Genomic DNA, 21,878 nt, shown 5'->3' on the forward strand with positions numbered 1-21,878 from the left:
CCGGTTCAGGCGTCGAGCGCGGCTCGGCGCTCGGTGGCCACGTAGTCGAAGACCGCGGCGACGTCGTCGGTGTCCTCGATGCGGAATCCGGCTGCGGTGGCACCCTCGCCGACCTTGATGCCGATGTCGCCGGCCTCGGGCCGCAGGTGCGCGAAGGCCTTCTCGTCGGTCACGTCGTCGCCGACGTAGATGACGACGTCGCAGTCGAGCCGCTCCCGCAGGACGTCGAGCGCATGCCCCTTGCTGGTCTCGATGACCGCGAGTTCGAGCACGCACTTGCCCTCGGTGGAATGCACGCCGTCCCAGGAGCCGGGGCCCGATCGTGCGCATTCGAGTGCCGTCGCGGCGTCGTCGGGATCCGCATTGCGCACGTGCAGCACGGTGCTCGCCGGTTTGGTCTCGACCGTCGAACCCGGGAAACGTGCTGAGATGTCACGCAGTTCGTCGATGAGCCGGACGAGCAGGGAGCGCGCGGCGTCGGTCACCTCGACCGCGAACCCGGTGTCGAACTCGCTGCCGTGACTCCCGACCAGCGTCACCGGTACACCCAGGCCGGAAAGGCTTGCGAGGACGGCGATTTCACGACCGGAGATGACCGCGACCTCGGTGTCGGCCAGTGCTGCGGCCGACTCGAGTGCGGTGATCGACGCCGGGTTCGGGACCGCGTCCTCCGGGCGCGACACGATCGGCGCCACGCATCCGTCGTAATCGGATGCGACGAGCAACCGGCGAGCGCGTGCGGCCGCGGTGAGGGCCGCACGCAGGTCCGCGGGAATCCCGGTGTCACTCATGCGTCGTCGAGGGAGTCGGTGACCAGGTGCACACCACGGTTCGGTTCCAGCTCGGTCTCCGAGTTCTCCCCGAGCGTGCCGAGGAAGCTGCGGGCCCACTTGTCGACGTCGTGGGCGAGCACCTGGCGGCGCAGCGCCCGCATACGGCGGCGTCCCTCGTGTTGGCTCTGGTTCACCGCGGCCGCGATGGCGTCCTTGACCCCGTCGAGATCGTACGGGTTGGCCTGATACGCCGAACGCAGTTCGGCTGCGGCACCGGTGAACTCGCTGAGTACCAGAGCGCCGCCGAGATCGCTGCGGCAGGCGACGTACTCCTTGGCCACGAGGTTCATACCGTCGCGCAGCGGTGTCACCAGCATGACGTCCGCGGCGACGAAGAAGGCGATCAGTTCGTCGCGTGGCACCGGCCGGTGCAGATACTGCACGACCGGGCGGCTCACCGTGTGGCTGTAGTTGCCGTTGATGTTGCCGACCAGCTGCTCGATGCCGGCACGCATCTGCTTGTAACTCTCGACGCGTTCCCGGCTGGGCGTGGCGAGCTGGATCATCACCGTCTCGGACGGATCGAGCCGTTCCTCGGCCAGTAGCTCCGAGATCGCCTTGAGCCGGACGTCGATGCCCTTGGTGTAGTCGAGGCGGTCGACGCCGAGCATGATCGTCTTGGGATTGCCGAGTTCGCGGCGGATCGCGGCGGCCCGATCCCGGATCTTCTTGGTCTTGGCCAACGCTGCGAGTTCACCGGAGTCGATCGAGATGGGGAACGCGCCCACGCGCACCGTGCGGAAGCCGACCTGCACCACGCCGAAACGGGAGCGGACGCCGACGGTGCCCTTGCTGGTGGCCTGGCCGGCCAGCCGGCGGGCGAGGAAGAGGAAGTTCTGTGCGCCGCCGGGGAGATGGAAACCGATCAGGTCGGCGCCCAGGAGACCTTCGACGATCTCGGTGCGCCACGGCATCTGCATGAACAGTTCCACCGGCGGGAACGGAATGTGCAGGAAGAAGCCGATCTTCACATCAGGCCGCAGCATGCGCAGCATTTTGGGGACCAGCTGCAGCTGATAGTCCTGCACCCACACGACAGCACCTTCGCCGGCCGCCCGTGACGCGGCCTCGGCGAACCGCCGGTTCACCTCGACGTAGGTGTTCCACCATTCGCGGTGGTACTCGGGTTTGACGATCACGTCGTGATAGAGCGGCCACAGGGTGGCGTTGGAGAAGCCCTCGTAGTACTCGGCGATCTCCTGGGTGGACAGCGGCACCGCGTGGATGTCGATGCCCTCGATGTCCGGGGGATTGTCGTCGGAATCGGGGATGCCAGACCAACCGACCCAGGCGCCGGTGTTGGCGCGCAGGATCGGCTCGAGGGCGGTCACGAGACCGCCGGGACTCCGCTTCCAGTTGATCGTGCCGTCGGGCAGGATCTCCTTGTCGACGGGGAGACGGTTGGCGACGACGACGAACTCTGCGCCGTCGTGCGGAGCAGCCCGGTTCGGCCACTCCCCGGACTCGTTGTCACGGATGGGGGCGGTCCCGGTTCCAGCCGGTCGCGGCGTCACCGGATCAGGCGTTCTCGCCCGGTGCGATCCCCAGCATTGCGAGCAGCATCCGGCACTCGTCGGCGTCGGTGGCGTAGGCGGCCACGACGCGGCGCGCCGAATTGGCGGTCTCGTCGGCTACCGGTTCCAGTTCTTCGTCGGCGATGTCGGTGGTCTTCGCGGGCATGTGAGTCCCCTCGTCGTGCGTGCGGTGTCGCGGTGTGGCTCGAAGCGGTGCGGGCTGGAGCGGCCGATGGGTGGCGCGCCCGATTCGCCATTCTACCCGGGTCGCGGGGGTGCTCAGAACCGCCGCGGTGGGGGCGGCCACCGACGGTTCTGACGGACCGTTCGGCCCTCGCGGGCCTCGCGCTGGGCGAGGAGGCGGCGCCGCAGACTCCAGTCGGGTCGTGGCGGGAGTTGGGGGCGGCGCAGCGACCGGGCGACGAACTCACCGAGGGTGACGCCGGCGGCGAGCGCGCAGCCGATGGCGAGGGCGTTCGCGATCCAGGTGAAGCCGCTGAGCGTCTGTTCGCTGAGGATGCCGTACAGACCGCGGTAGACCGCGAGACCCGGGAGCAGCGGGGTGATGCCCGCGACCGCGACGACGAGCGGCGGCGTCAGCGCACGACGGGCCAGGAGGCCACCGACCAGGCCGACGAAGGCCGCGGCGAAACCGTTGGCGATGACGTCGCCGATCGAGGTGAAGGTCGCCGACGCCGCGACCGCGGTGCCGATCAGGCCGCCGAGGAAGGCGACGCCGAGCGCGCGGGTCTCGGCGTAACTGGCCAGCGCGTAGGCGCAGGCGGCGAAGGCGCCCGCGGCCACTCGGACCGGCAACTCGACCGCCTCGAAGCTGGTCGAGGTGGTGATCGTGGGCAGGAAGATGCCGCCCGCCTCGAGCAGTCGGATGGCGATACCGACGCCGGCGATGATGCCGCCGGTCATGAGCAGGAGTTCGAAGAACCGGGCGACGCCGGTGATCGGAGCGCCGGTGATGGCGTCCTGCACCGAACCGACGAGCGACAGCCCCGAGAGCAGGACGACGATGCCCGCGGCGATGACCTGCGAGGGTGCGATCTCCACACCGAGTCTCTCGGCCGCGCCGAAGACGAGGGCCGCGGGGACGACGGCGATGAATCCGCCGGAGAGCTGCTGGAAGAAGACGGGCGTACCGATCCGGTTGAGGTTCCGGTTGACCAGGACGATCGCGACCGTGGTGACGAAGGCCAGCGCGGCGACCAGGTACTGACCGCCGAGCAGGACGGAGATGCCCGACGCCATCGCGCCCCACGCCACCGTCGCGACCCAGTGCGGGTACGGGTGTGGGGCGGTGATGATCTCGTCGACCATGCGGTGAGCGGTCGACGGCGTGATGCCGGAGTCGCGGATGCGCCGGACGAGCCGATCCACCTGGGCGAGTCGGGTGAAGTCCATCGAGCGGTAGTAGACCTGCTCCATCGTGGTGATCGGCGGAAGCGTCGCGCCGCGTCGCGAGCTGACGACGATCGTGTTGTAGGTGACGTCGACGTCCACGTCCTCGAGACCGTAAACACCTGCGACGAACTTGATCTGGGTCTGCGTGTCGATCGCGCCGGTCCCCGAGTCGAGCAACACGGCGCCGATCTTGGTGGCGAGGTCGAGGACCTCGGTGATCGCCGCGACGTCGAACGGTTCGATCGGCTTCCGCGGCGACACCATGATGCTGCCGGGCTCGATCGTGTCGATCGTCGCCTGCCGGGTTCCGGTGAGTCGACGAAGCGCGCGGCCGAGGAACTCGCGCACGCATGCCTCCTTGTGTCAGTCGAGCATTCGCGTTCGGTCGGGAGTCGTCGAACATCGTCGACTGCCGCTTCGATCTTGGCACCGAATCGATCTCAGATGTGAACTACCCGGACACGGCCGGTCCCACGCAGCGCTGCGAGCCCCCACCGCACTCTAGGATCGCGGCATGTCATCAGTGCAGATCAACGGTCCCCTCGACGGTCACACCCGCAGCGCGACAGTGGCCCCCGGCAGTCTCGTCTTCACCGCGGGCGCTGCGCCGATCGACGAACAGGGCGCCACCGTCGCCCCCGGGAACGTCAGCGAACAGGCACGGCAGTGCATGGCGAACCTGGAGGTGGCACTGGCGGAGGCCGGTGCGTCGCTGTCCGACGTCGCCAAGGTGACCGTCTTCGTCGCCGAACACCTGCAGGCCGACCTCGTGGTCGCCTGGGATGCGGTGACGGCGGCCTTCGGCGATCACAAGCCGGCCGGCAGTCTGCTCGGTGTCTCGGTCCTCGCCTACGACGACCAGTTGGTGGAGATCGAGGCGGTCGCCGCGATCCCGGGCTGACCGGGTCCGCTGGGGCAGGCGCATGCGCGGTGGATATACTCGCGCACGCACGCCTCCTTAGCTCAGTGGTAGAGCACTCGCCTTGTAAGCGAGCGGTCGTCAGTTCAATCCTGACAGGGGGCTCCACGAGGGCTCCGGCCCGCGGTGGGAGCCAGATGACGAACGGTCACACCGGACCCGAGAGTCGATGGCCCCGCCCGCCTGCGCGACACCGACACCGACGCCGCACGAGGTGGTGGCTGGTGGGTTTCGTCGCGGCGGTGGCCCTGCTGGGGCTGGTCGAGCAGCTGCGGCACTCGGGCGCCGGGTCCGAGGTCAAGGAATCCTCGATCGGTCAGATCGTCGCGCACACGCCGGACGGCGACCGGGTGGTGTCCTTTCGGGTCATCACCCATGTCGGCGCATTCGGCCGTCCCGCCGAGAAGACGAATCACGACCTGGTCACCGTCCGGCCCGAACCGACGATGTGTGTCTATCGCCTGGAGATGGTCACCAGATGACGGCGAGTCCGGCAGCGAGCAGCGACAAGGCGCCGGCCGTCCAGAACAGCGCCCGCGGAACCGGTTCGCCGGTGCGCTTCTGACGGGCGCTGCCGATGCCCAGGATCGCGCCGAGCACGAGCAGGATCACCAGCTTGATGCCGATCTTCGGGTAGTTGAGATCGATTCCGGCGGGCCACGGTGCCGCCAGTGCCAGGCCGGTGAGCAGCGAGAGCAGGATGCCGTAGTCCATGGCCCGGGTGAAGCGGAACTCGCGGGCGACCACCTGTGCGAACCAGGCACCGAACGTCACAGCGAAGCCGACGATGTGCAGCAGAATTACGACGTTGCGTAGTACATCCATGGCCGTACTCTACCCAGCCGGTGCCCGACATTCCCGCCGCGGGGAACGCGTGCCCGGAAACGGGTTCTCGGTGCACGATGTACGGATGGAACACGACGAACCGGGTACCTCAGCCGTGGCCGAGGCGGCCTCGGCACCATCGGCCGCGGATCCGCTCGCGCGTACCGCCCTCGGCACCTACCGCGGAATCGCCGGTGAGCGCGCCGACGTGTGGCGCGGCATCCGGTACGCGAGACCTCCGCTGGGCGAACTGAGATGGCGTCGCGCCCAGCCGTTGCTCCCCAACCGTGGCGCTGCCGACGGCGACGGAAGCTCCGACACCGTCATCGACGCCTCCTCCTTCGGGGCGGTCTGCCCCCAGGAACTCAATCCCGCGGTCCGGCTCGGTCCGGACGTCGTGATGGACGAGGACTGTCTCTACCTCAACGTGTGGACGCCGCCGGGTGCCTCGACACACGCACACGACGCTGTCGCGCTGCCGGTCATGGTGTGGCTCCACGGCGGGGCATATGTGCTCGGCTCCGGCAGTCAGCCCTACTACGACGGCGCGGCGCTCGCCTCCACCGGCGACGTGGTGATCGTGACGCTGAACTACCGGCTCGGTGTCCTCGGGTTCGCCGACCTCTCGTCGATCGATCCCCGCTTCGAGTCGAACGTCGGGCTCAGCGACGTCCTCACCGCGCTGGCATGGGTCCGCGACCACATCTCGGCCTTCGGCGGAGACCCCGACAAGGTGACCGTGTTCGGCGAGTCGGCGGGCGCCGGCCTCGTCACCGCGCTGCTGACGGTACCCGCGGCCGAGGGGATGTTCGGCCGGGCCATCGCCCAGAGTTCCCCGGTGACGTCGATGTACGGCTCCGACCGGGCCGCCCGCGTCGCGCGCATGTTGCTCAACGCCGCCGGGATCGAGGACCCGGGCGACTCGGCGGAAGTGGTGAAGCGACTCGAATCCCTCGACGCCGCACGGTGTTCGACGCTCACCACCGAGCTGTTCGAGAAGGTGCCCACCGAATCTCCCGGCACCATCGCCTTCGCGCCGGTCGTCGACGGCGACCTGCTGCCCGACCATCCCCTCGACGTCATCCGTAACGGCCGGGCACTGCCCGTACCGCTGATCATCGGGACCAACCGCGACGAGGCGAACCTCTTCAAGTACATGAAGTCGCCGCTCATGCCGATCACCGCCGAGGAGATCGAGCGGATGTTCGCCGGCATGCGCGAGGAGTACCCCGACATCGTGTTACCCGAACGCGCACAGGTGCTTTCGGCGTACTCGGGCCTGCGTCCCAAGGTCACCGGGCTCGGCGTGGCCCGCGACGTCGCGTTCCGCATGCCGACGCTGTGGCTCGCCGACGCCCACGCCCGCCGGGCTCCTGTCTACGTGTACCGCTACGACTGGACCACCAGGATGTTCCGGCTGCTGGGTCTCGGTGCCGCACATGCCACCGAGGTGCCCTACGTGTGGGGGAACCTGGGTTCGGGTCCGCGCGACATCACCTTCCTGCTCGGCGGACGCAAGCACGGAGAAGCCGTGTCGCAGAGGTTGATCCGCCGGTGGACATCGTTCGCGCACGGTCGCGCACCCGATACCGGAGGTCCCGGCGACGAGTGGCCGACCTACGACACCGGCCGCCGTCCGGTATTGCGCATCGACGCCGAGGACCGGGTGGTCCAGAACCTCGACGGCGACCTCTGGGAGGCGTGGGGCGACGAGGTGCTCAGCTTCCGCTGACCGTTGCGTCGCAATCGCTTCGGAGGGAGGCGTGGGGCAGGTACGTCGACCGTTGTTCCTCGGTCATGGGAGTCGAGGTCCCGCAGATCCATTCGCGGGCGTCGGGCACGTCCAGGGTGTGCACGTAGACGTTGCCGGTGGTGTCGCCACCGGCGATGATCTCGTCGTCGGCGGGGAGCCGGACCGGGACCTGCCACGTCGTGGTGGTGTCGGTGGAGTCGAGCAGTGTTCCCACCGCCTGTCGATCACCGAGCGTGCCGTCGTCGGCGAGCGCGAAGCTGATCAGGTCGTGCGTGGAAGTACCGACGGCGATCCGGTTGGGCGACATCGACAGCGTGTTGGCGAACATGTCCTCGTGGCGGTCGATCAGTTCGGGTTCACCGTCGGTGTGCGTCGCCGGCAGTCGCCAGGTGGACAGGTCACGGGCCGCCACGACGAGGACCTCTCCGTCGTCGTCGAAGGCCGCCTGCGTGACGGGAGCGTCATCGGAGATCACCGTCACCGGATCGGGGTTCCCGGACTCCAGGTCGTAGAGGTACACCCGCTTGTCGTCGGAGGTCACCGCGACGCGGGTGCCGTCGGGGCTGAAGGCGACACTGCGGATGAGGTCGGCGGGACCGCGCAGGGATGCGCCGATCCGCCTCGGCGAGGTGGGATCGGCGGTGTTCCACAGCGCGATCGTGGTGTCGGTGTCGCCGGTCGCGAGGACATCGCCGGTGGGTGCGAAGGCGACCGGGAACGAGTACCGCGTCGAGACGGGCAACCGGGCCGCTGCCCGCGGGGCGTCCGGGTCGCCGATGTCCCACAGTTCCACGAGGCCGCCGTTGTTGTTGGCCGTCGCCGCGAGGGTGCCGCGTTCGTTCACCGAGACGCGCGGGTGGTCGCTGACCCGACGCTGGATGGGAGTGCGGGAGCGCAACGACATCTCGCCGTCGTCGAGGGTCCACACGTTCAGGGTGGTGTCCGAGCCGACGGTCGCGAGGATGCGCTGCGCCGGATCGGTGGCCACCCCGCTGATCGTGCCGCCGCGGTCGGGGACCGAACGGTCCGGCAACGACCAGACGTCGATCGTCCCGTCGGAACGCCCGGACACCAGGCGGTCACCGGTCGGGTCGAAGGTGGCCGAGAAGGTGCGGACCGACCCTTGCTCCGATGCGGTCTGCAGCGCCCACTGGGCCGTGGGTGAAGCCGGGTTGGTCGTGTTCCAGACCCGCACCATGCCGTCGGCGCGGGCCGAGGCGACCTGCGAACCGGTCGGGTCGAAGGCGATGGACCAGGAGCCCGCGGTCGCGGTCGGGAGAGAGGTGCTGAGCGGCCGCGGGGACAGCGGCTTGCTCACATCCCAGAGCTGCGCGTTCGGGCTGTCGCCGGTGACGGCCAGGGAGCGGCTGTCGGGACTGAACGCGACCGCGTGCGTGATGCTGGGGAACCCGGTGACGGGTTCGCCGAGCGGCGCGGGGTCCGGTCCGGTGGTCCACAGCCGCACGACGCGGTCGTCCCCGCCGCTCGCGAGCAGCCGCCCGTCGGGGCTGAAGGACAGTGTTCGTGCGGCGGCGCTGTGGCCCCGGAGCACGGCGGTCTGGAGCAGGGTCCCCGTCGGCGACACCGCGAACACGGTGATCGAACCGTCGTCCGACGACGCGGCGAGTGTCCGCCCGTCCGCGGAGAAGCGGGCCATGTAGACGGTGCCGCGGCCGAGTGATGCGGTCTCCCGCAGCGCCGGCCGGCGGGGATCGGAGAGGTCCCACATCCGGACCGCACCGTCACCGCTCGAGGAGGCCAGCAACGGTCGGTTGGGGTGGAAGGCGGTGGAGGTGACGTAGTTGCCGAAACCGTGCAGGGTCGCCACCTCGCGATACTGCGGGGTGGCGTCGGTGCCCTCCCAGACGCGGACCGTGCGGTCGCCGCTCGCCGAGGCGAGATAGCGGCCCGTCCGGTCGAACGCCAGGTCGTAGACCGGTCCGGTATGGCCGGTGACCTGCGTCGCGAGCGGGCTGGTGGCCGCGCCACGCAGATGACCGACGACCGTCGGATCGTCGGGGTAGAGCTGATGGGCGACGAGCAGGAGACGCGCGGCCAGCGACGGGTTGGAGTGCTCCATGCTGTCGATGTGGGACAGCAGGGCCGCGCGTTCGGCGGCGTTGCGCTGTTGTCGCAGGTCGTGCGCCTGCCGGAACCCGAAGACCGCGATGATCGATGCCGCGATCGCGAGGATCACGATGACCGAGACGGCGCCCAGTTGCAGCAACCGGCGGCGTCGCTGCATCGCGACCGCTGAGTCGAGGAACTCGTCGTTCTCCCGGCTCAGCAGGTGGACGTAGTTGCTGCGCAGTGCTTCGCGGTGGCTCTTGGCGTCGTCGAGTCGCGAACCGGTGTAGAGGAACGAGCGGCTGCGGCCGTTGGCCACCCACGACCGGGTGTCGGCGTCGAGTTGCTGCCACCAGACGTGGGTGTCGGAGTCGTCGGCGATCCACGTGGCGAGTCGCGGCCACGCGGTCAGCACCACGTCGTGCACGAGCATCACCGACTCCGCGGACACCGTCAGCAATCGGGCCTGCGCGAACTCGTCGATGACGGCCGAGACCTCGGGAGGGAAGCGGCTGCCGATGGTCGAGGTCGACAACGGCACCCGCAGCGCGATCCCGGCCGGACCGACGTGGACCAGCGACAGCAGGACCGCGCGGGCGAGGTCGCGATGTTCGGGGGCGATGGCCTCCCAGGCGGCTTCCGCGGTGTCCGCGACGGCGCGTGCGATGCCGCCGGTCGCGCGATAACCGGACAGCGTCATGCGGTTGCCGGAGCGGCGTGCCCAGGTCGCCTGCAGGACGTGGGCCAGCAGCGGCAGCCGGCCGGCGCGGTCACCGACCGTCGACGCCTCGTAGAGGTCGGTGATCATCACGTCGGCGAGGCCGGCTTCGATGCGTCCGCCGGCGAGGCGAACCGGGGCGGTGATGACCTCGCGGAGCTGGGTACGCGTCATCTCCGAGACGATCACGCAGCGGTGCTGCCAGGCATCCGCCAGCACCGGGTACTTCACACACTGGCTGAAGAAGTCCGCGCGTATGCCGACCACCACGACGGTGTCGGCGGCGAGTTCCTCGACCTCGCGCATCGTCGTCGCCCGCAGTTCGTCTTCGAGCGAGAAGACGTTCTCGAACTGGTCGATGACGATGACCGCGTCGTTCTCGCCGTCGACCGGCGGCGCGATGGAGAGACCGTCCGGGATGATCTCGGCGAGACGCGGGGTCGAGATCCGCGGATCGCGGGCCAGGCCGGCACGCAGCAACGACGACTTGCCCGACCCCGACACCCCGGTGACGACGACGAGCCGGGAGGCCGGCGACAGTGGCGCGGACTCCGAGCCGGCGGCGAGGATCGTGTCGACAAGCGTGCCGACGAGGTCGTCGCGTCCGAAGTAGAGCTCACTGTCGGCGGCGGTGAGGGTCGCCAGTCCGGCGTATGGGCGGGCGTGCTGGGCGGGCGGCTCCGGGGTCCCGGGCGCGTTCTGGCTCAGATGGCTGTCCCACAGTTCTTTCCACCGGGGAATCGTGAGGACGTCGGTGACGCCTGCGGCCACCGCGCGGGATGTCAGCCAGACGAGGAGAGGCTCGACGGTCGCGAAGTCGCGGGGGAGATGGCGGCCGTTGCGCCAGTCGCTGATCCGTTGCGCGGAGACCTTGGCCCGGGCCGCCGACGCTCGGAGGGTAGGGCGCCCCGCTTGCACGAAAAGGCGCGCGAGCGCTTCACCAAAATCCACTCACCCGACTCCACGCTCAGACCGCACGACTGATCGACCGATCCATCATGCGACAGGTGACCCCGGTGCGCCACCGTCGGAGGGCAAAGGTGGCGACGGACACGTCCGGATCCGGATTCGGATGTGTCCGGTCCGGATAGTCCGTTTGCCGCCTGACCTCGGTGTTCGCCCCTCGATCCGGAACGGGGCTGTACTCCGGACGCGGGGTGGGGTCTCCTGGGTGGGCGTTCCTGACGGGGGTCGGGAGCGTAAGGATGCGTTGGTCGCAGGACACACGGAGGTGTTCTCAGGCACTGCCCGTCGGGGGCTGTGTGTCGTCCGGCCCACGCAACCGGGCGGGTGCCGGAACACCGGGTCGATGGGGGTCGGCCGGAGCCGGCACCCGCTTCCCCTCTTCCTCTCCCGGCTTCAACCGCCTCGTCGGCTCACTAGGATCGCGGCATGCCAGTGCGCCCCCGGATCACCGACACCACGCGCCGGTCCCGGCTGATGCGCCGCATGCACCTCGACGCCGCGTCGCGAGCAGGGTCCGCCGTCGACGTTGCCGCGACGATGGTCGGTCTCCACGCCACCACCCCGTCGACGGTCTACCTGTCCGCGTGGGCGCGCGTCGACGGTCTGGCCCGCGCCGACATCGACACCGCGCTCTACGACGACCGGACCCTCGTCAAACACCTCGCGATGCGCCGGACCCTCTTCGCCTTCCCCCGCGACGTCCTCGCCGAGGCGATCGGTGCGCTCGGGCCCCGGATCTCTGCCTCCGAGCGCACCAACATGCTTCGCGATCTCCGCCGCAGTCCCGACGTCGACGACCCGGAGGGCTGGATCGAGACCGCGCGGGACGCGGTCCTCACCGAACTCGCCGGCGGTGAATCGCTCACGTCGACCGAGCTCCGCGCCCGGCTGCCCGTCCTGGAGGGCTCGATCACCTTCGGCGAGGGCAAGTCGTGGGCGGGGAAGAGCCATTTCGGACCGCGAGTGCTGAACATGCTCGACGCTTCCGGAGACATCGTCCGCGGACCCAACCGATTCGACTGGCACCTGTCCCGTCCGGCGTGGACGTCGATGAAGGTGTGGCTCGGCGAGACCCCGGACGCGCCGAGTGTGCACGACGGCCACCGGGCGCTCGTCCAACGCTGGGTGCGCACCTACGGACCGGGGACCGAGACCGATCTCGTGTGGTGGCTCGGTTCCACCAAGACCGCGGTGCGAGCCGCCCTCGCCGACCTCGGCACCGTCGAGGTCGAACTGGACGGCGGCGGCGTCGGACACGTGCTGCCCGACGACCTCCCCGGCGAGGCCGATGACGAGGCCGGCGACCAGGACTGCGAACCGCAGGCGGTTCTGCTGCCCGAACTCGACCCCACCACGATGGGGTTCAAGGAGCGCGGCTTCTACCTCGGCGATCACGGTCCCGAGGTCTTCGACTCCGTCGGCAACGGCGGCCAGACCGCGTGGTGGGACGGCCGGATCGTCGGCGGCTGGTATCGCCGGGATGACAACTCGATCGCGATCCACCCGCTCGAGCCCCTGCCCGCCGACGCCCGGAGAAAGCTCGGCGCGCGGGCCGAGGAGCTCGCGGCGTGGCTCGGCGGCGGCTCCATGAAGATCGGGTACGCCGCGCCGTACATGCGGCGGCGTTGAGTCGAGGCGATGAGTTGGGCTCCGAGTCGCGGTCTGTCTCTGCAGAACACCCGTATCGATCGAAAGGCGCCGCGATGAGCGATCAACTCCCACCCGTGACCGACCACGACACCTGGGCGAAGGCCCTCGCGGAACTGCGGGTCCGCGAGAAGGCGGCCACGCGCGAACTCGACGCGATCGCGGCGCAGCGGCGGCGGCTGCCGATGGTCGAGATGCCCGACCACACCCTGACCGGACCCGACGGGCCGATCCGTCTCGTGGACGTCTTCGACGGGCGCTCCCAGCTGATCGTCTACAACCACATGTGGTCTCCCGGCGAGACCTATCAGTGCCCGGGGTGCACCGGGTACACGACTCAGTTCAGTCGACTCGACTACCTGGCCGACTACGACGCCCGGTTCGTGATCATCACCCACGGCCCGATCGAGGAGGCACTTGCCTACAAGAAGCGCGTCGGTAACCGCATGGACTGGTACTCGTCGGCGGGCACGACGTTCTCCGCCGACGTCGGCGCGGGGCCCGGCGAGGGATTCGCGATCAACGTCTTCCTCCGCGACGGTGACAAGGTCTACCGCACGTGGCACACGACCGGCCGCGGCACCGAGCAGCTCGGGTTCACGTTCGGGCTTCTCGACGTCCTCCCGTGGGGGCGTCAGGAGGAATGGCAGGACTCACCCGACGGCTGGCCCCAGAGCCCCACGTACTCGCGCTGGCGTGACTCGGAGGCCATCGCCGGCGCCTACGGAGATCCCACCGCGTGAGGTTTCACCGATCGAACCGCAGGTCGGCACTCACAGGAACCTCCCAGCGTCCGGACAGTGAGGTCCCAGGCCCCTCTGGAACAGTGGAAGAGTGACCAGACCGGCCCAGGACGACGCAACCCGAGGAGCGAAGGTGCTCGTCGTCGACGACGAGGAGAACATCCGCGAGCTGCTGTCGGTGTCGCTGAAGTTCCAGGGATACGACGTCGAGACGGCCGCCGACGGACCGGCGGCGATCGACAGGTGCCGGAGCCGCAAGCCCGACGTGCTGATCCTCGACGTGATGATGCCGGGCATGGACGGTTTCGGACTGCTGCGCCGTCTCCGCGCGGACGGGGTCGAGGCGCCCGCCCTGTTCCTGTCGGCCCGCGACTCGGTCGAGGACAAGGTCAACGGCCTGACGATCGGCGGTGACGACTACGTCACCAAGCCGTTCAGCCTCGAAGAAGTCGTCGCCCGGTTGCAGGTGTTGCTGCGCCGCAGTGGTTTCGGCGAAGCGGAGCAGTCCTCGTCCCGGATCACCTTCGCCGACATCGAACTCGACGACGAGACGCACGAGGTCTTCAAGGCGGGGCAACCGGTCCAGCTCTCGCCGACCGAGTTCACCTTGCTGCGGTACTTCATGGTCAACGCGGGGACGGTGCTGTCCAAACCCCGCATCCTCGACCACGTCTGGAACTACGACTTCGGCGGCGAGGTCAACGTCGTGGAGTCCTATGTCTCCTACCTGCGTCGCAAACTCGACAACGGCGAGCGGCGCCTCATCCACACCCTGCGCGGCGTCGGCTATGTGATGCGCGAGCCGCGCGACTGATGGCTGCGTCCGAAGTCCGCAGGCGCGGTGTGCCACTGCGGCTCTCCCTGGTCGCTCTCACGCTTGCGCTCGTGGTCGTCGGGTTGCTGGCCTCGGGAGTGGCGGTCACGTCGTCGATGCGGCAGGACCTGATCTCGCGCACGGACGAGGGTCTCGTGAACGCCACGCGCACGTGGGCCGATCCACGCTCGCCGGCCAACGATCCGCGTCCCGGCCCGCCGGGGCCGCGTCGTCCGCCGTCGCCGTACTACGTGGAGTCGACTTTCCGGGGTCCGGCCGGCATCTCGGCGACCAACGTCTACAACCAGTTCGACCATGCGCCGAACCTCGACGGGGTCACCGGCGACAACGTCGGCCCGGTCACCGTCGGATCGGTGGAGCCGCACGGACCACGCTGGCGGGTGATCAAGCGCAGCAACATGTTCGGCACGACGACCGTGGCCACCCCGATGACCGACATCGACGCCACGATCAGTCGGCTCATCTGGTTGCAGTTCGCCATCGGTGCCATCGTCGTGGTCCTCATCGGGTTGCTCAGCTATCTGCTCGTGCGGACCAGTCTCCGGCCCCTGCGCAGGGTCGAGGAGACCGCACACGCGATCGCGGCGGGCGACCTCACGCGTCGAGTTCCGTTGGCGGCTCCCAACACCGAGGTCGGCAGTCTGTCGGTTTCGCTGAACACCATGCTCGGCCAGATCCAGCAGGCCTTCGCGACCACCGCGGCGTCGGAGCGTCAAGCCCGCGCCTCCGAGGAGGAGATGCGGCGCTTCGTCGCCGACGCGAGCCACGAACTCCGCACTCCGTTGACGTCGATCAAGGGCTTCGCCGAACTGTATTCGCAGGGCGGGGTCTCCGACGTCTCCGATGCGATGCGCCGGATCAACGACGAGGCCGGTCGGATGAACCTGCTCGTCGAGGACCTGCTGATGCTGGCACGCCTCGACGCGCAGCGCCCCCTCGCGACGGCACCCGTCGACCTACTCGGCCTGGCCGCCGAGGCCGTCGCGTCCGCGCGCGTTGGCGCTCCCGAACGCGACATCCGGCTCGAGGTGACGACCGGTGACCATCCGCCGCTGGTCTCCGGCGACGGGCCGCGGCTGCTGCAGGTGCTCCGCAACCTGATCGGCAACGCGATCAACCACACGTCGGCCGAGGCGTCGATCACGGTCGGGGTGTCGGTCGAGGCCGACTCCGGCGGCACGTTGGAGGCGGTGCTGAGGGTCGCCGACACCGGACCGGGGCTGACCGCAGAGGATGCGCAACACGTCTTCGAGCGGTTCTACCGTGGCGACCAGTCACGCCACCGGGGTTCCGGCGGCGGAAACGGTCTGGGGCTGTCCATCGTTGCCGCGCTGGTCGAAGCGCACGGCGGACGGGTCGGCGTCGAGTCGACGTCCGGCGAGGGCGCGACCTTCTGGGTGCGACTGCCGCTCCTCAGCTGATCAATCGTCGCAACCTCGCGAACTCGGCCACGTCGGTGCGGAACCGGTCGAGCGTGACGAGGGTGTACATGCCGTCGATCTGGCGGGTGGCCCAGAGCTGGTGGATGCGTCGGAGGTCGGATTGCCGTGATTTCCAGCCGATTCCGTCGATCACCGCGAGCACGAGCTGCGTCGGGAGACGGACCTCGGCCATCTCCTCGATCTCGCGCACGGCGTCGGTGAGCTTCGAGCCGGTCGAGTCGAATCCCTTGGCGGCCACCACGATGTCGGCGGAGTTCGGATCGCCCACGATGAGGTCGGCGGGGGCGGTGCGTCCGTTGCGGCCGACGAATCGTGATCGCGTCGTGTAATTGAGGTCGAGATCGCGTGCGATGTCCTCGATCTCGTCCTCGATGCGACGGCCCGACGCGCCGGCACGGGTCGCGGTGGCACGGGTTCCGGCGCGCGCCACGAGGATGTCGGCGAAGGTGTAGGTGCGTTCCAGCTGGGTGCGGAGCATCCGGACGAGGTCGAATTCCGCGTCGAGCCAGGTCACCAGGTCGACGGGCTGGGTGCGTGCCAGTCCGTGCCAGCCGCTGGTGTCGAACCGGTCGCGCAACGCGTTCTTGAGCTTCTCCTGCGACAATCCGACCGCGAGCCCGAGCACCGGGACGTCGTTGGGATTGTCGCGTACCCACGCGGCGAGTCCGGTGATGTCGGTGTCGAGGAGACCGCCGAGACTCCCGGTGGCCTCCACGATCCGCTCGGCCTCCGGCGTGGAGGCGGTAGGGTCGACGTGAGAGGTCAACCGTCCCAACGACTTCAGATAATCCTCGAAGTCAACTGCGTCACTCATGTGCTCGGCGTCAGTCCCGTCCGATGAACAGGAACTCGCTGACGTCGCGGCGAGTGGCCGCGGCGTGCGTGCCGAAGCTGTACTTGTGGTCGATGGCGATCACCTCGACCGAGGGTTTGACCTTGCCGAGGAGGTCGACGATCCGGTCCTTGCCCGGCAACGCGTTCGACGAATACGACAGCACGATCGCGCCCGCGTCCTCGAAGTGTTCGAACGTCCGCAGCAGCGCGTCCTCGATCGTCCGCTTGTAGGCGAACGGCGTGAAGCGCTTGGGCAGCTTCTTGGTCTTGGTGTTCTCCATGATGGTCATCCCGCGCCAGTACGCGGAGAGGCCCTCCAGGAAGTGATAGCGCTTGATGTAGTCGTTGTCGTCGGTGGGCGGCGCGTACGGGGGGTCGAGGTAGACGAGATCCGGCGGCGCCGACCACGGCAGGGCGAGGTCGAAGATGTCGCCCTGGACGCTCCGACTGCTGCAGCCGTTGCTGAACACCGTGCCGTTGTAGTCGGCGGCCGCGCGCAACCGGAAGTGGTCGCGCAGCGACATCGTGAGGTCGCGGCGCCCATCGGCATAGCGGGTGGAGTCGGTGAAGGTGAACACCCCGCGCGGCTGCTTGCGTGCGGCGGAGAGGACCAGCGCGGAGATGGCCAGGTCGCGGCGGTAGCCGCGCAGCGCGTCGATGTGCGACCACGCCGAGTCGAGGAATGTGCGGTCCTCGGCGGTGAAGTACAGGCCGTCGAAGGTGCGGGAGATGTAGTCGCGGTCGTCGGCGGCCGGCCCGCAGATCTGCTCGACGAGCTCCGGCTCGAGGCGGACGCTCGAATTAGCCACCGACGCACGCGTGATGACATGCGGGAAGTGGAGGAAGTCGTTGCTGAGAACCTCGAATCCCTGCGCCTTCAGCAGGTACGACACCACTCCCGACCCGGAGAAGGCGTCGACCGCCGTCGACCCGCCGATCTCGGCGAAGGTGCGTTCGAGGTGGGGGAGCAGCCGGTACTTCGACCCCATGTATCGCAACCGCGGAAAGCGCTGAGCGCGGGCCAGGACGTCGCTGGATCCGACAGGTCTGCCGGTGCTGCGTCCCGGTCGGGAGGATTCTGGCCCACTCACACCGAAAAGAATGTCATGGACCCCCGACAGCGCCGTGGAGAACACGGTTGCGTCCTCGGTGCCGAACCCCACAACATCTAGACTCGGGCCCATGGCATCGGTCTTCAGCATGATCATCAACGGCGACATCCCGGGTCGATTCGTCTGGAAGGACGGCGAAGCCGTCGCGTTCCTGACCATCGAGCCGGTCACCCCCGGCCACGTTCTGGTGGTGCCGCGCAACGAGGTCGACCACTGGGAGCAGATGGACAGCACGCTGTTCGCCCATCTCAGCGGCGTCGCACAGAAGGTCGGCCGGGCCGTCAAGGACGCCTTCGACGCTCCGCGCATCGGCCTGCTCATCGCCGGCCTCGAGGTTCCCCACGTGCACATCCACGTGTTCCAGGGACTCTCGCTCGAGACCTTCGACCTCGCCAACGCGAACAAGAACGCCAGCCCCGAGGACCTCGATGCCGCGGCCGAGAAGATCCGCGCCAGCCTGCGCTCGCTCGGCTACGGCGAGTACGTCGCCGACTGACCCTTCGATACGCCCTCCGCAAGCTCCGGGGCTACTCAGGGAGCGGGTTTCGCCGCCCGGGGCGCAGAGGTACAAAGTCCTCTGGTGAGCCGAAACGACAACGTGTGATCGGCGGCTGAGTACGGTCATGACCGGAGGCAGTCATGACCGAGTACATGCGCAACAGCGACGCTTTCACCTGGTCGATGGAGTCCGACCCGCGCCTGCGATCGACGGTGGTGACGGTCATCCTGCTCGACCGCACACCGGACTGGGATGCGATGCGCAGCCGGTTCGAGACGATCAGCGCCGACCTGCCGATGTTCCGCGAGCGCGTCGTGTACTCGCCGCTGTCGGCGCCGCCGAGGTGGGTCCCGTACCAGGATTTCGATCTCGACTTCCACATTCGCCGGGTCGGGGCACCCGCTCCGGCCACTTTCGACACCGTGCTGGAGATGGCGCGGATCGCGGCGATGGAGGACTTCGACCGTGCCCGGCCGTTGTGGAAGGCGACGCTTGTGGACGGGCTCGCCGACGGCGGTGCCGCGGTCGTCTGCAAGTTCCACCACGCGCTGACCGACGGGGTGGGGGCCATCGAGATCGCGATGCGGCTCTTCGACCTGACCGAGGAATCCGACCATCCGCCGGGCACGCCCGACGCCATCACGCCGCCGAACGGTGAAGCCTGGTGGCGGGACTACCTGGACTCGATGCGATTCGACGCCGAGCGCGCCTCGAACACCGTGATGGAAGTCGTGAAATCGGTACCGGGCTTGGCGTTCAACACGATTCGCCATCCGATCGCGACCGCCGGTGACGCCGTCGAGACAGCTGCATCGGTGTTCCGCACCGTCCGGCCCGTCAACGAGACGGGATCGCCGCTGATGACGGAACGCTCGTTGGTACGGCATCTCGACGTCCACGAGGTTCCGCTGCAGCAACTGCGCGACGCCGGGCACCGTGGTGGAGGCTCACTCAACGACGCCTTCGTCGCGGGCGTCGCCGGAGGGCTCCGTCTGTACCACGAGAAACACGACGTCGAAGTCGGTGACCTCCATCTGTGTATGCCGGTGAACCTGCGGACCGAGGAGGACGCCCCAGGCGGCAACCGGATCACCTTGATGCGGTTCGACGTGCCGGTCGCCGAAGTCGATCCGGCGCAACGGATCGCTCGAATCCACCGGCGGACCTCACGTGTCCGCGACGAGCGCTCGTTGCCGTACACCCAGCTCATCGCCGGCACCATGAACCTGATGCCGCGCTGGTACATCGGTTCGGTCCTGCGTCACGTCGACTTCCTGTGCAGTGACGTGCCGGGTATTCCGGTGCCGCTCTACCTCGGCGGCGCCCGGATGACCGCCCAGTACGCCTTCGGTCCCACGATCGGGGCCGCGGTCAACGTCACCCTGCTCAGCTACATCGACACGTGTGAGCTGGGGATCGATGTCGACACCGGCGCCATCGCCGATGTCGACGTCTTCCACTCGTGCCTCGTCGACGGGTTCGACGAGGTGCTCTCGCTCGCCCGACCTGCTCCCTGAGGAACGAGCACGCGAGCGTCTCGAAGGGTCAGACCGTCCGGTGGATCAGCAGCGGTAGGACGGCACCGGCCCCGGCCTCACGGAGTGCCGCGGCGGCGAGGGTGATCGGCCAGCCCGAGCTGTTGGCGTCGACGACGAGCATCACGTTCTGTCCGGCGACCTCGGGTGGATCGCCGAGGTGGTCGCGCCAGTAGGCGGCCTCGACTGCTCCGGTGGCATCGGTCGGCGGATCGCCCAGGTGGACGGGGAAGGTTCCGCCGCCCCGTTTCCCGACCGTGCGCAGATGTTCGGCGAGCGTCTCGGCCAGATTGGTGCCGGTCAGGCGGAGCGACACGATGACGTCGGCGCGGATACCCGTCTCGCGGACCCAGGAGGACAGCGTCGCGACGGCGGCATCGCCGAGTTCGGCCAGTGCGCGTTCGTCGCCGTTGCGGGCGGCGGCCAGCACCTCCACCCATTCGGGGGCGTCGGCGTGTGCGAGGACGCGACCCGGCTGGGCGAGGAGGTCTGCGGGAATCCTTCCGCGACGGCCGAATTCGCCGCCCGGCCACATCTTCCGCGGATCGAGGGTCGACGCCCTGCGGCGCAGCGTCGACGTGACGGTGCGGACCACCTCGGCATCGACGGAGTCGGGGAGTCCCTCACTCAGCGCGCCGCGGCAGACCGAGCAGCGACCGCAGTCGGCGGCCTGTGGGTCGTCGAGCGATTCGGTCAGCAGTCGCATCAGACAGGTGCGCCCGGCGATGTAGGAGCGCATGATGTCGGCCTCGCGGCGACGGACCGCGAGCACGCCGTCGTAGTGTGCGGCGTCGTATGTCCAGGGTTTGCCGGTGGCAACCCAGCCGTCGGGGGTGCGGTCGGTGATGCCGTCTACGGCGAGTTGCTTGAGCATCAACTCGATTCGCGTACGGCGGAAGCGGGTGGCGGCCTCGAGCTGGATGGGCGACTGCGGTTCGTCGGCGGCCTCCAGAGCTGCCAGCAGATCGCGCATCTTGTCGGGATCGGGAATCGTCGCGGTGGCGAAGTGATCCCAGATCCGGTCGTCGGTCTGCGAGGCCAGCAACATCACGACGGCGTCGTCCAGGGCACGCCCGGCACGACCCACCTGCTGGTAGTAGGAAACCGGCGACGGCGGCGAACCGACGTGTACGACGAAGCCCAGGTCCGGCTTGTCGTAGCCCATCCCGAGGGCCGACGTCGCGACGAGCGCCTTGACCTTGTTGTGCAGCAACGCATCTTCGAGTTCGTGCCGGCGGTCGGCTTCGAGCTGGCCGGTATAGGCGGCGACTTCGACCGAATCGCCGTGTACCGCGCGGATGGCCTCGACCAGCCGGTCGGCGTCGGCGACGGTGAGAACGTAGCCGATGCCCGAACCCGGGAGATGGGGGAGGGCCTGCGCCACCCAGCCGTAGCGCTGAACGGGCGAGAGTCCGTCGAGAACGTTGAGATGCAACGACTTCCGGGCGAGCGGTCCACGGAGGACGAGTGTCGGTGCGTCGGAACCGGCGTCGAGCTGGGCGGCGACGTCCTCGGTGACGCGCGCGTTGGCGGTCGCGGTGGTCGCCAGGACCGGCGTCGTCGGGTTGACCGAGCGGAGCACGTCGGCCACGCGTCGGTAGTCGGGCCGGAAGTCGTGACCCCAGTCGGAGACGGCGTGCGCCTCGTCGATCACCAGGAGTCCGAGGTTGCCGGCCAGTGCGTCGAGCACACGTCGTCCGAAGCCGGGATTGGCGAGGCGTTCCGGCGAGACGAGCAGGACGTCGAGGTCACCCGCCCGCAACTGCGCCTCGATCGCCGACCACTCGTCGACGTTCGACGAGTTCAGCGTCGCCGCGGACAGGCCGCCACGCGCCGCTGCGGACACCTGGTCGCGCATGAGGGACAGCAGCGGGGAGACGATCAGCGTCGGTCCGCCGCCACCGGCGCGGATGATCGCGGTGGCCGACCAGTAGACGGCCGACTTGCCCCACCCGGTCGCCTGGACCACGAGAACCCGCGCGCCGGGTGTGCCGGGCTCGCCCCCGGCCAGCGCGGTCACCGCGCGCAGCTGGTCCTCGCGCAGCGCGGCGCCCTCACCGGCCAGGCTGGTGATCACGCGGTTGGCGGCGGTCAGCTGGTCAGGGGAGAGGGTGGCGGTCATGAGCCCCAATGTAGTGGCGACGGCCGACAGTGGAGATCGACGGTTCACAGGAACCCTGCAGCCGGGTTCCAGAGTGGTTCGAGGGCGCGAGCCGATCGTGG

18 protein-coding genes and 1 tRNA gene are annotated in these 21,878 nt (G+C 68.9%); 10 read left to right on the plus strand and 9 right to left on the minus strand.

The annotated features are described in order from the left end of the window. Positions 1-5: 5 nt before the first annotated feature. The 4 genes from otsB to GOALK_RS08330 all read right to left on the minus strand — a co-directional run bounded on the left by otsB (position 6) and on the right by GOALK_RS08330 (position 4,108). The gene (otsB, locus tag GOALK_RS08320; protein ID WP_006358360.1) at positions 6-791 is read right to left on the minus strand and encodes a trehalose-phosphatase; all 786 of its coding nucleotides are present in this window, start codon (positions 789-791) and stop codon (positions 6-8) included. Then, positions 788-2,347, minus strand: coding sequence for an alpha,alpha-trehalose-phosphate synthase (UDP-forming) (locus GOALK_RS08325; protein WP_006358361.1), 1,560 nt, complete (start codon positions 2,345-2,347; stop codon positions 788-790). The genes otsB and GOALK_RS08325 overlap by 4 nt, the downstream gene beginning before the upstream one ends. A 4-nt stretch (positions 2,348-2,351) precedes the next feature. Next, the gene (locus tag GOALK_RS24025) at positions 2,352-2,513 is read right to left on the minus strand and encodes a hypothetical protein (RefSeq protein ID WP_005200235.1); all 162 of its coding nucleotides are present in this window, start codon (positions 2,511-2,513) and stop codon (positions 2,352-2,354) included. 113 nt (positions 2,514-2,626) lie between these two features. Then, on the minus strand, positions 2,627-4,108 hold the full coding sequence (locus tag GOALK_RS08330; protein ID WP_006358362.1) for a threonine/serine exporter family protein: 1,482 nt from the start codon (positions 4,106-4,108) through the stop codon (positions 2,627-2,629). Positions 4,109-4,274: 166 nt separating this feature from the next. Between GOALK_RS08330 and GOALK_RS08335 the strand changes: the two genes are divergently transcribed. The 3 genes from GOALK_RS08335 to GOALK_RS08345 all read left to right on the plus strand — a co-directional run bounded on the left by GOALK_RS08335 (position 4,275) and on the right by GOALK_RS08345 (position 5,161). Next, complete coding sequence (locus GOALK_RS08335) at positions 4,275-4,661, plus strand: RidA family protein (RefSeq protein WP_006358363.1); 387 nt, start codon at positions 4,275-4,277, stop codon at positions 4,659-4,661. A 51-nt stretch (positions 4,662-4,712) separates the two neighbouring features. Beyond that, a tRNA-Thr gene (locus GOALK_RS08340) sits at positions 4,713-4,787 on the plus strand. 116 nt (positions 4,788-4,903) lie between these two features. Next, entirely contained in the window at positions 4,904-5,161 is a 258-nt protein-coding gene (locus tag GOALK_RS08345) for a hypothetical protein (protein ID WP_006358364.1), read from the plus strand. Here the strand turns inward: GOALK_RS08345 and GOALK_RS08350 are convergent. After that, a complete protein-coding gene (locus GOALK_RS08350) occupies positions 5,151-5,504 on the minus strand; it encodes a hypothetical protein (RefSeq protein WP_006358365.1) in 354 nt (117 codons plus the stop codon). The genes GOALK_RS08345 and GOALK_RS08350 overlap by 11 nt on opposite strands. Positions 5,505-5,589: 85 nt before the next feature. Between GOALK_RS08350 and GOALK_RS08355 the strand changes: the two genes are divergently transcribed. Then, positions 5,590-7,236 (plus strand): carboxylesterase/lipase family protein, encoded by a 1,647-nt coding sequence (locus GOALK_RS08355; protein ID WP_006358366.1) that lies wholly within the window; start codon positions 5,590-5,592, stop codon positions 7,234-7,236. Here the strand turns inward: GOALK_RS08355 and GOALK_RS08360 are convergent. Further along, a complete protein-coding gene (locus GOALK_RS08360) occupies positions 7,223-10,993 on the minus strand; it encodes a WD40 repeat domain-containing protein (RefSeq protein ID WP_006358367.1) in 3,771 nt (1,256 codons plus the stop codon). The genes GOALK_RS08355 and GOALK_RS08360 overlap by 14 nt on opposite strands. A 441-nt stretch (positions 10,994-11,434) precedes the next feature. On the opposite strand from GOALK_RS08360, the gene GOALK_RS08365 reads away from it, so the two are divergent. The 4 genes from GOALK_RS08365 (at position 11,435) to GOALK_RS08380 (ending at position 15,654) form a co-directional block, all read left to right on the plus strand. After that, positions 11,435-12,637 carry a winged helix DNA-binding domain-containing protein gene (locus GOALK_RS08365; protein WP_006358369.1) on the plus strand — a complete coding sequence of 401 codons (1,203 nt, stop codon included), beginning with the start codon at positions 11,435-11,437 and terminating at the stop codon, positions 12,635-12,637. Between the two features lie 74 nt (positions 12,638-12,711). Then, positions 12,712-13,398: a DUF899 domain-containing protein gene (locus tag GOALK_RS08370; RefSeq protein ID WP_006358370.1), complete on the plus strand. Its 687-nt coding sequence runs from the start codon at positions 12,712-12,714 to the stop codon at positions 13,396-13,398. Positions 13,399-13,489: 91 nt separating this feature from the next. After that, the gene (locus GOALK_RS08375) at positions 13,490-14,212 is read left to right on the plus strand and encodes a response regulator transcription factor (RefSeq protein WP_035752003.1); all 723 of its coding nucleotides are present in this window, start codon (positions 13,490-13,492) and stop codon (positions 14,210-14,212) included. Continuing rightward, on the plus strand, positions 14,212-15,654 hold the full coding sequence (locus GOALK_RS08380; RefSeq protein WP_006358372.1) for a sensor histidine kinase: 1,443 nt from the start codon (positions 14,212-14,214) through the stop codon (positions 15,652-15,654). Before GOALK_RS08375 ends, GOALK_RS08380 begins: the two co-directional genes overlap by 1 nt. On the opposite strand, the gene GOALK_RS08385 is transcribed toward GOALK_RS08380, so the two are convergent. Next, positions 15,647-16,489 carry an SPX domain-containing protein gene (locus tag GOALK_RS08385; RefSeq protein ID WP_006358373.1) on the minus strand — a complete coding sequence of 281 codons (843 nt, stop codon included), beginning with the start codon at positions 16,487-16,489 and terminating at the stop codon, positions 15,647-15,649. The genes GOALK_RS08380 and GOALK_RS08385 overlap by 8 nt on opposite strands. Positions 16,490-16,499: 10 nt before the next feature. Further along, positions 16,500-17,717 carry a DNA adenine methylase gene (locus GOALK_RS08390; protein WP_006358374.1) on the minus strand — a complete coding sequence of 406 codons (1,218 nt, stop codon included), beginning with the start codon at positions 17,715-17,717 and terminating at the stop codon, positions 16,500-16,502. Here GOALK_RS08390 and GOALK_RS08395 point away from each other — a divergent pair. Together GOALK_RS08395 and GOALK_RS08400 are read left to right on the plus strand one after the other, a co-directional pair. Then, positions 17,692-18,117 (plus strand): HIT family protein, encoded by a 426-nt coding sequence (locus tag GOALK_RS08395; RefSeq protein ID WP_006358375.1) that lies wholly within the window; start codon positions 17,692-17,694, stop codon positions 18,115-18,117. The two genes, GOALK_RS08390 and GOALK_RS08395, sit on opposite strands and share 26 nt — an antisense overlap. 143 nt (positions 18,118-18,260) lie before the next feature. Next, positions 18,261-19,637 (plus strand): wax ester/triacylglycerol synthase domain-containing protein, encoded by a 1,377-nt coding sequence (locus tag GOALK_RS08400; RefSeq protein WP_006358376.1) that lies wholly within the window; start codon positions 18,261-18,263, stop codon positions 19,635-19,637. A 28-nt stretch (positions 19,638-19,665) separates the two neighbouring features. On the opposite strand, the gene GOALK_RS08405 is transcribed toward GOALK_RS08400, so the two are convergent. After that, positions 19,666-21,777: a RecQ family ATP-dependent DNA helicase gene (locus tag GOALK_RS08405; RefSeq protein WP_006358377.1), complete on the minus strand. Its 2,112-nt coding sequence runs from the start codon at positions 21,775-21,777 to the stop codon at positions 19,666-19,668. Positions 21,778-21,878 lie beyond the last annotated feature (101 nt).

The organism is Gordonia alkanivorans NBRC 16433, from assembly GCF_000225505.1.
Taxonomy (GTDB): domain Bacteria; phylum Actinomycetota; class Actinomycetes; order Mycobacteriales; family Mycobacteriaceae; genus Gordonia; species Gordonia alkanivorans.

Excerpts from the sequence above, each read along its gene's own strand:
- otsB (WP_006358360.1), bottom strand. The coding sequence starts at position 791 with ATGAGTGACACCGGGATTCCCGCGGACCTGCGTGCGGCCCTCACCGCG.
- GOALK_RS24025 (WP_005200235.1), bottom strand. The coding sequence starts at position 2,513 with ATGCCCGCGAAGACCACCGACATCGCCGACGAAGAACTGGAACCGGTA.
- GOALK_RS08335 (WP_006358363.1), top strand. The coding sequence starts at position 4,275 with ATGTCATCAGTGCAGATCAACGGTCCCCTCGACGGTCACACCCGCAGC.
- GOALK_RS08350 (WP_006358365.1), bottom strand. The coding sequence starts at position 5,504 with ATGGATGTACTACGCAACGTCGTAATTCTGCTGCACATCGTCGGCTTC.
- GOALK_RS08355 (WP_006358366.1), top strand. The coding sequence starts at position 5,590 with ATGGAACACGACGAACCGGGTACCTCAGCCGTGGCCGAGGCGGCCTCG.
- GOALK_RS08365 (WP_006358369.1), top strand. The coding sequence starts at position 11,435 with ATGCCAGTGCGCCCCCGGATCACCGACACCACGCGCCGGTCCCGGCTG.
- GOALK_RS08370 (WP_006358370.1), top strand. The coding sequence starts at position 12,712 with ATGAGCGATCAACTCCCACCCGTGACCGACCACGACACCTGGGCGAAG.
- GOALK_RS08380 (WP_006358372.1), top strand. The coding sequence starts at position 14,212 with ATGGCTGCGTCCGAAGTCCGCAGGCGCGGTGTGCCACTGCGGCTCTCC.
- GOALK_RS08385 (WP_006358373.1), bottom strand. The coding sequence starts at position 16,489 with ATGAGTGACGCAGTTGACTTCGAGGATTATCTGAAGTCGTTGGGACGG.
- GOALK_RS08395 (WP_006358375.1), top strand. The coding sequence starts at position 17,692 with ATGGCATCGGTCTTCAGCATGATCATCAACGGCGACATCCCGGGTCGA.
- GOALK_RS08390 (WP_006358374.1), bottom strand. The coding sequence starts at position 17,717 with ATGATCATGCTGAAGACCGATGCCATGGGCCCGAGTCTAGATGTTGTG.
- GOALK_RS08400 (WP_006358376.1), top strand. The coding sequence starts at position 18,261 with ATGACCGAGTACATGCGCAACAGCGACGCTTTCACCTGGTCGATGGAG.
- GOALK_RS08405 (WP_006358377.1), bottom strand. The coding sequence starts at position 21,777 with ATGACCGCCACCCTCTCCCCTGACCAGCTGACCGCCGCCAACCGCGTG.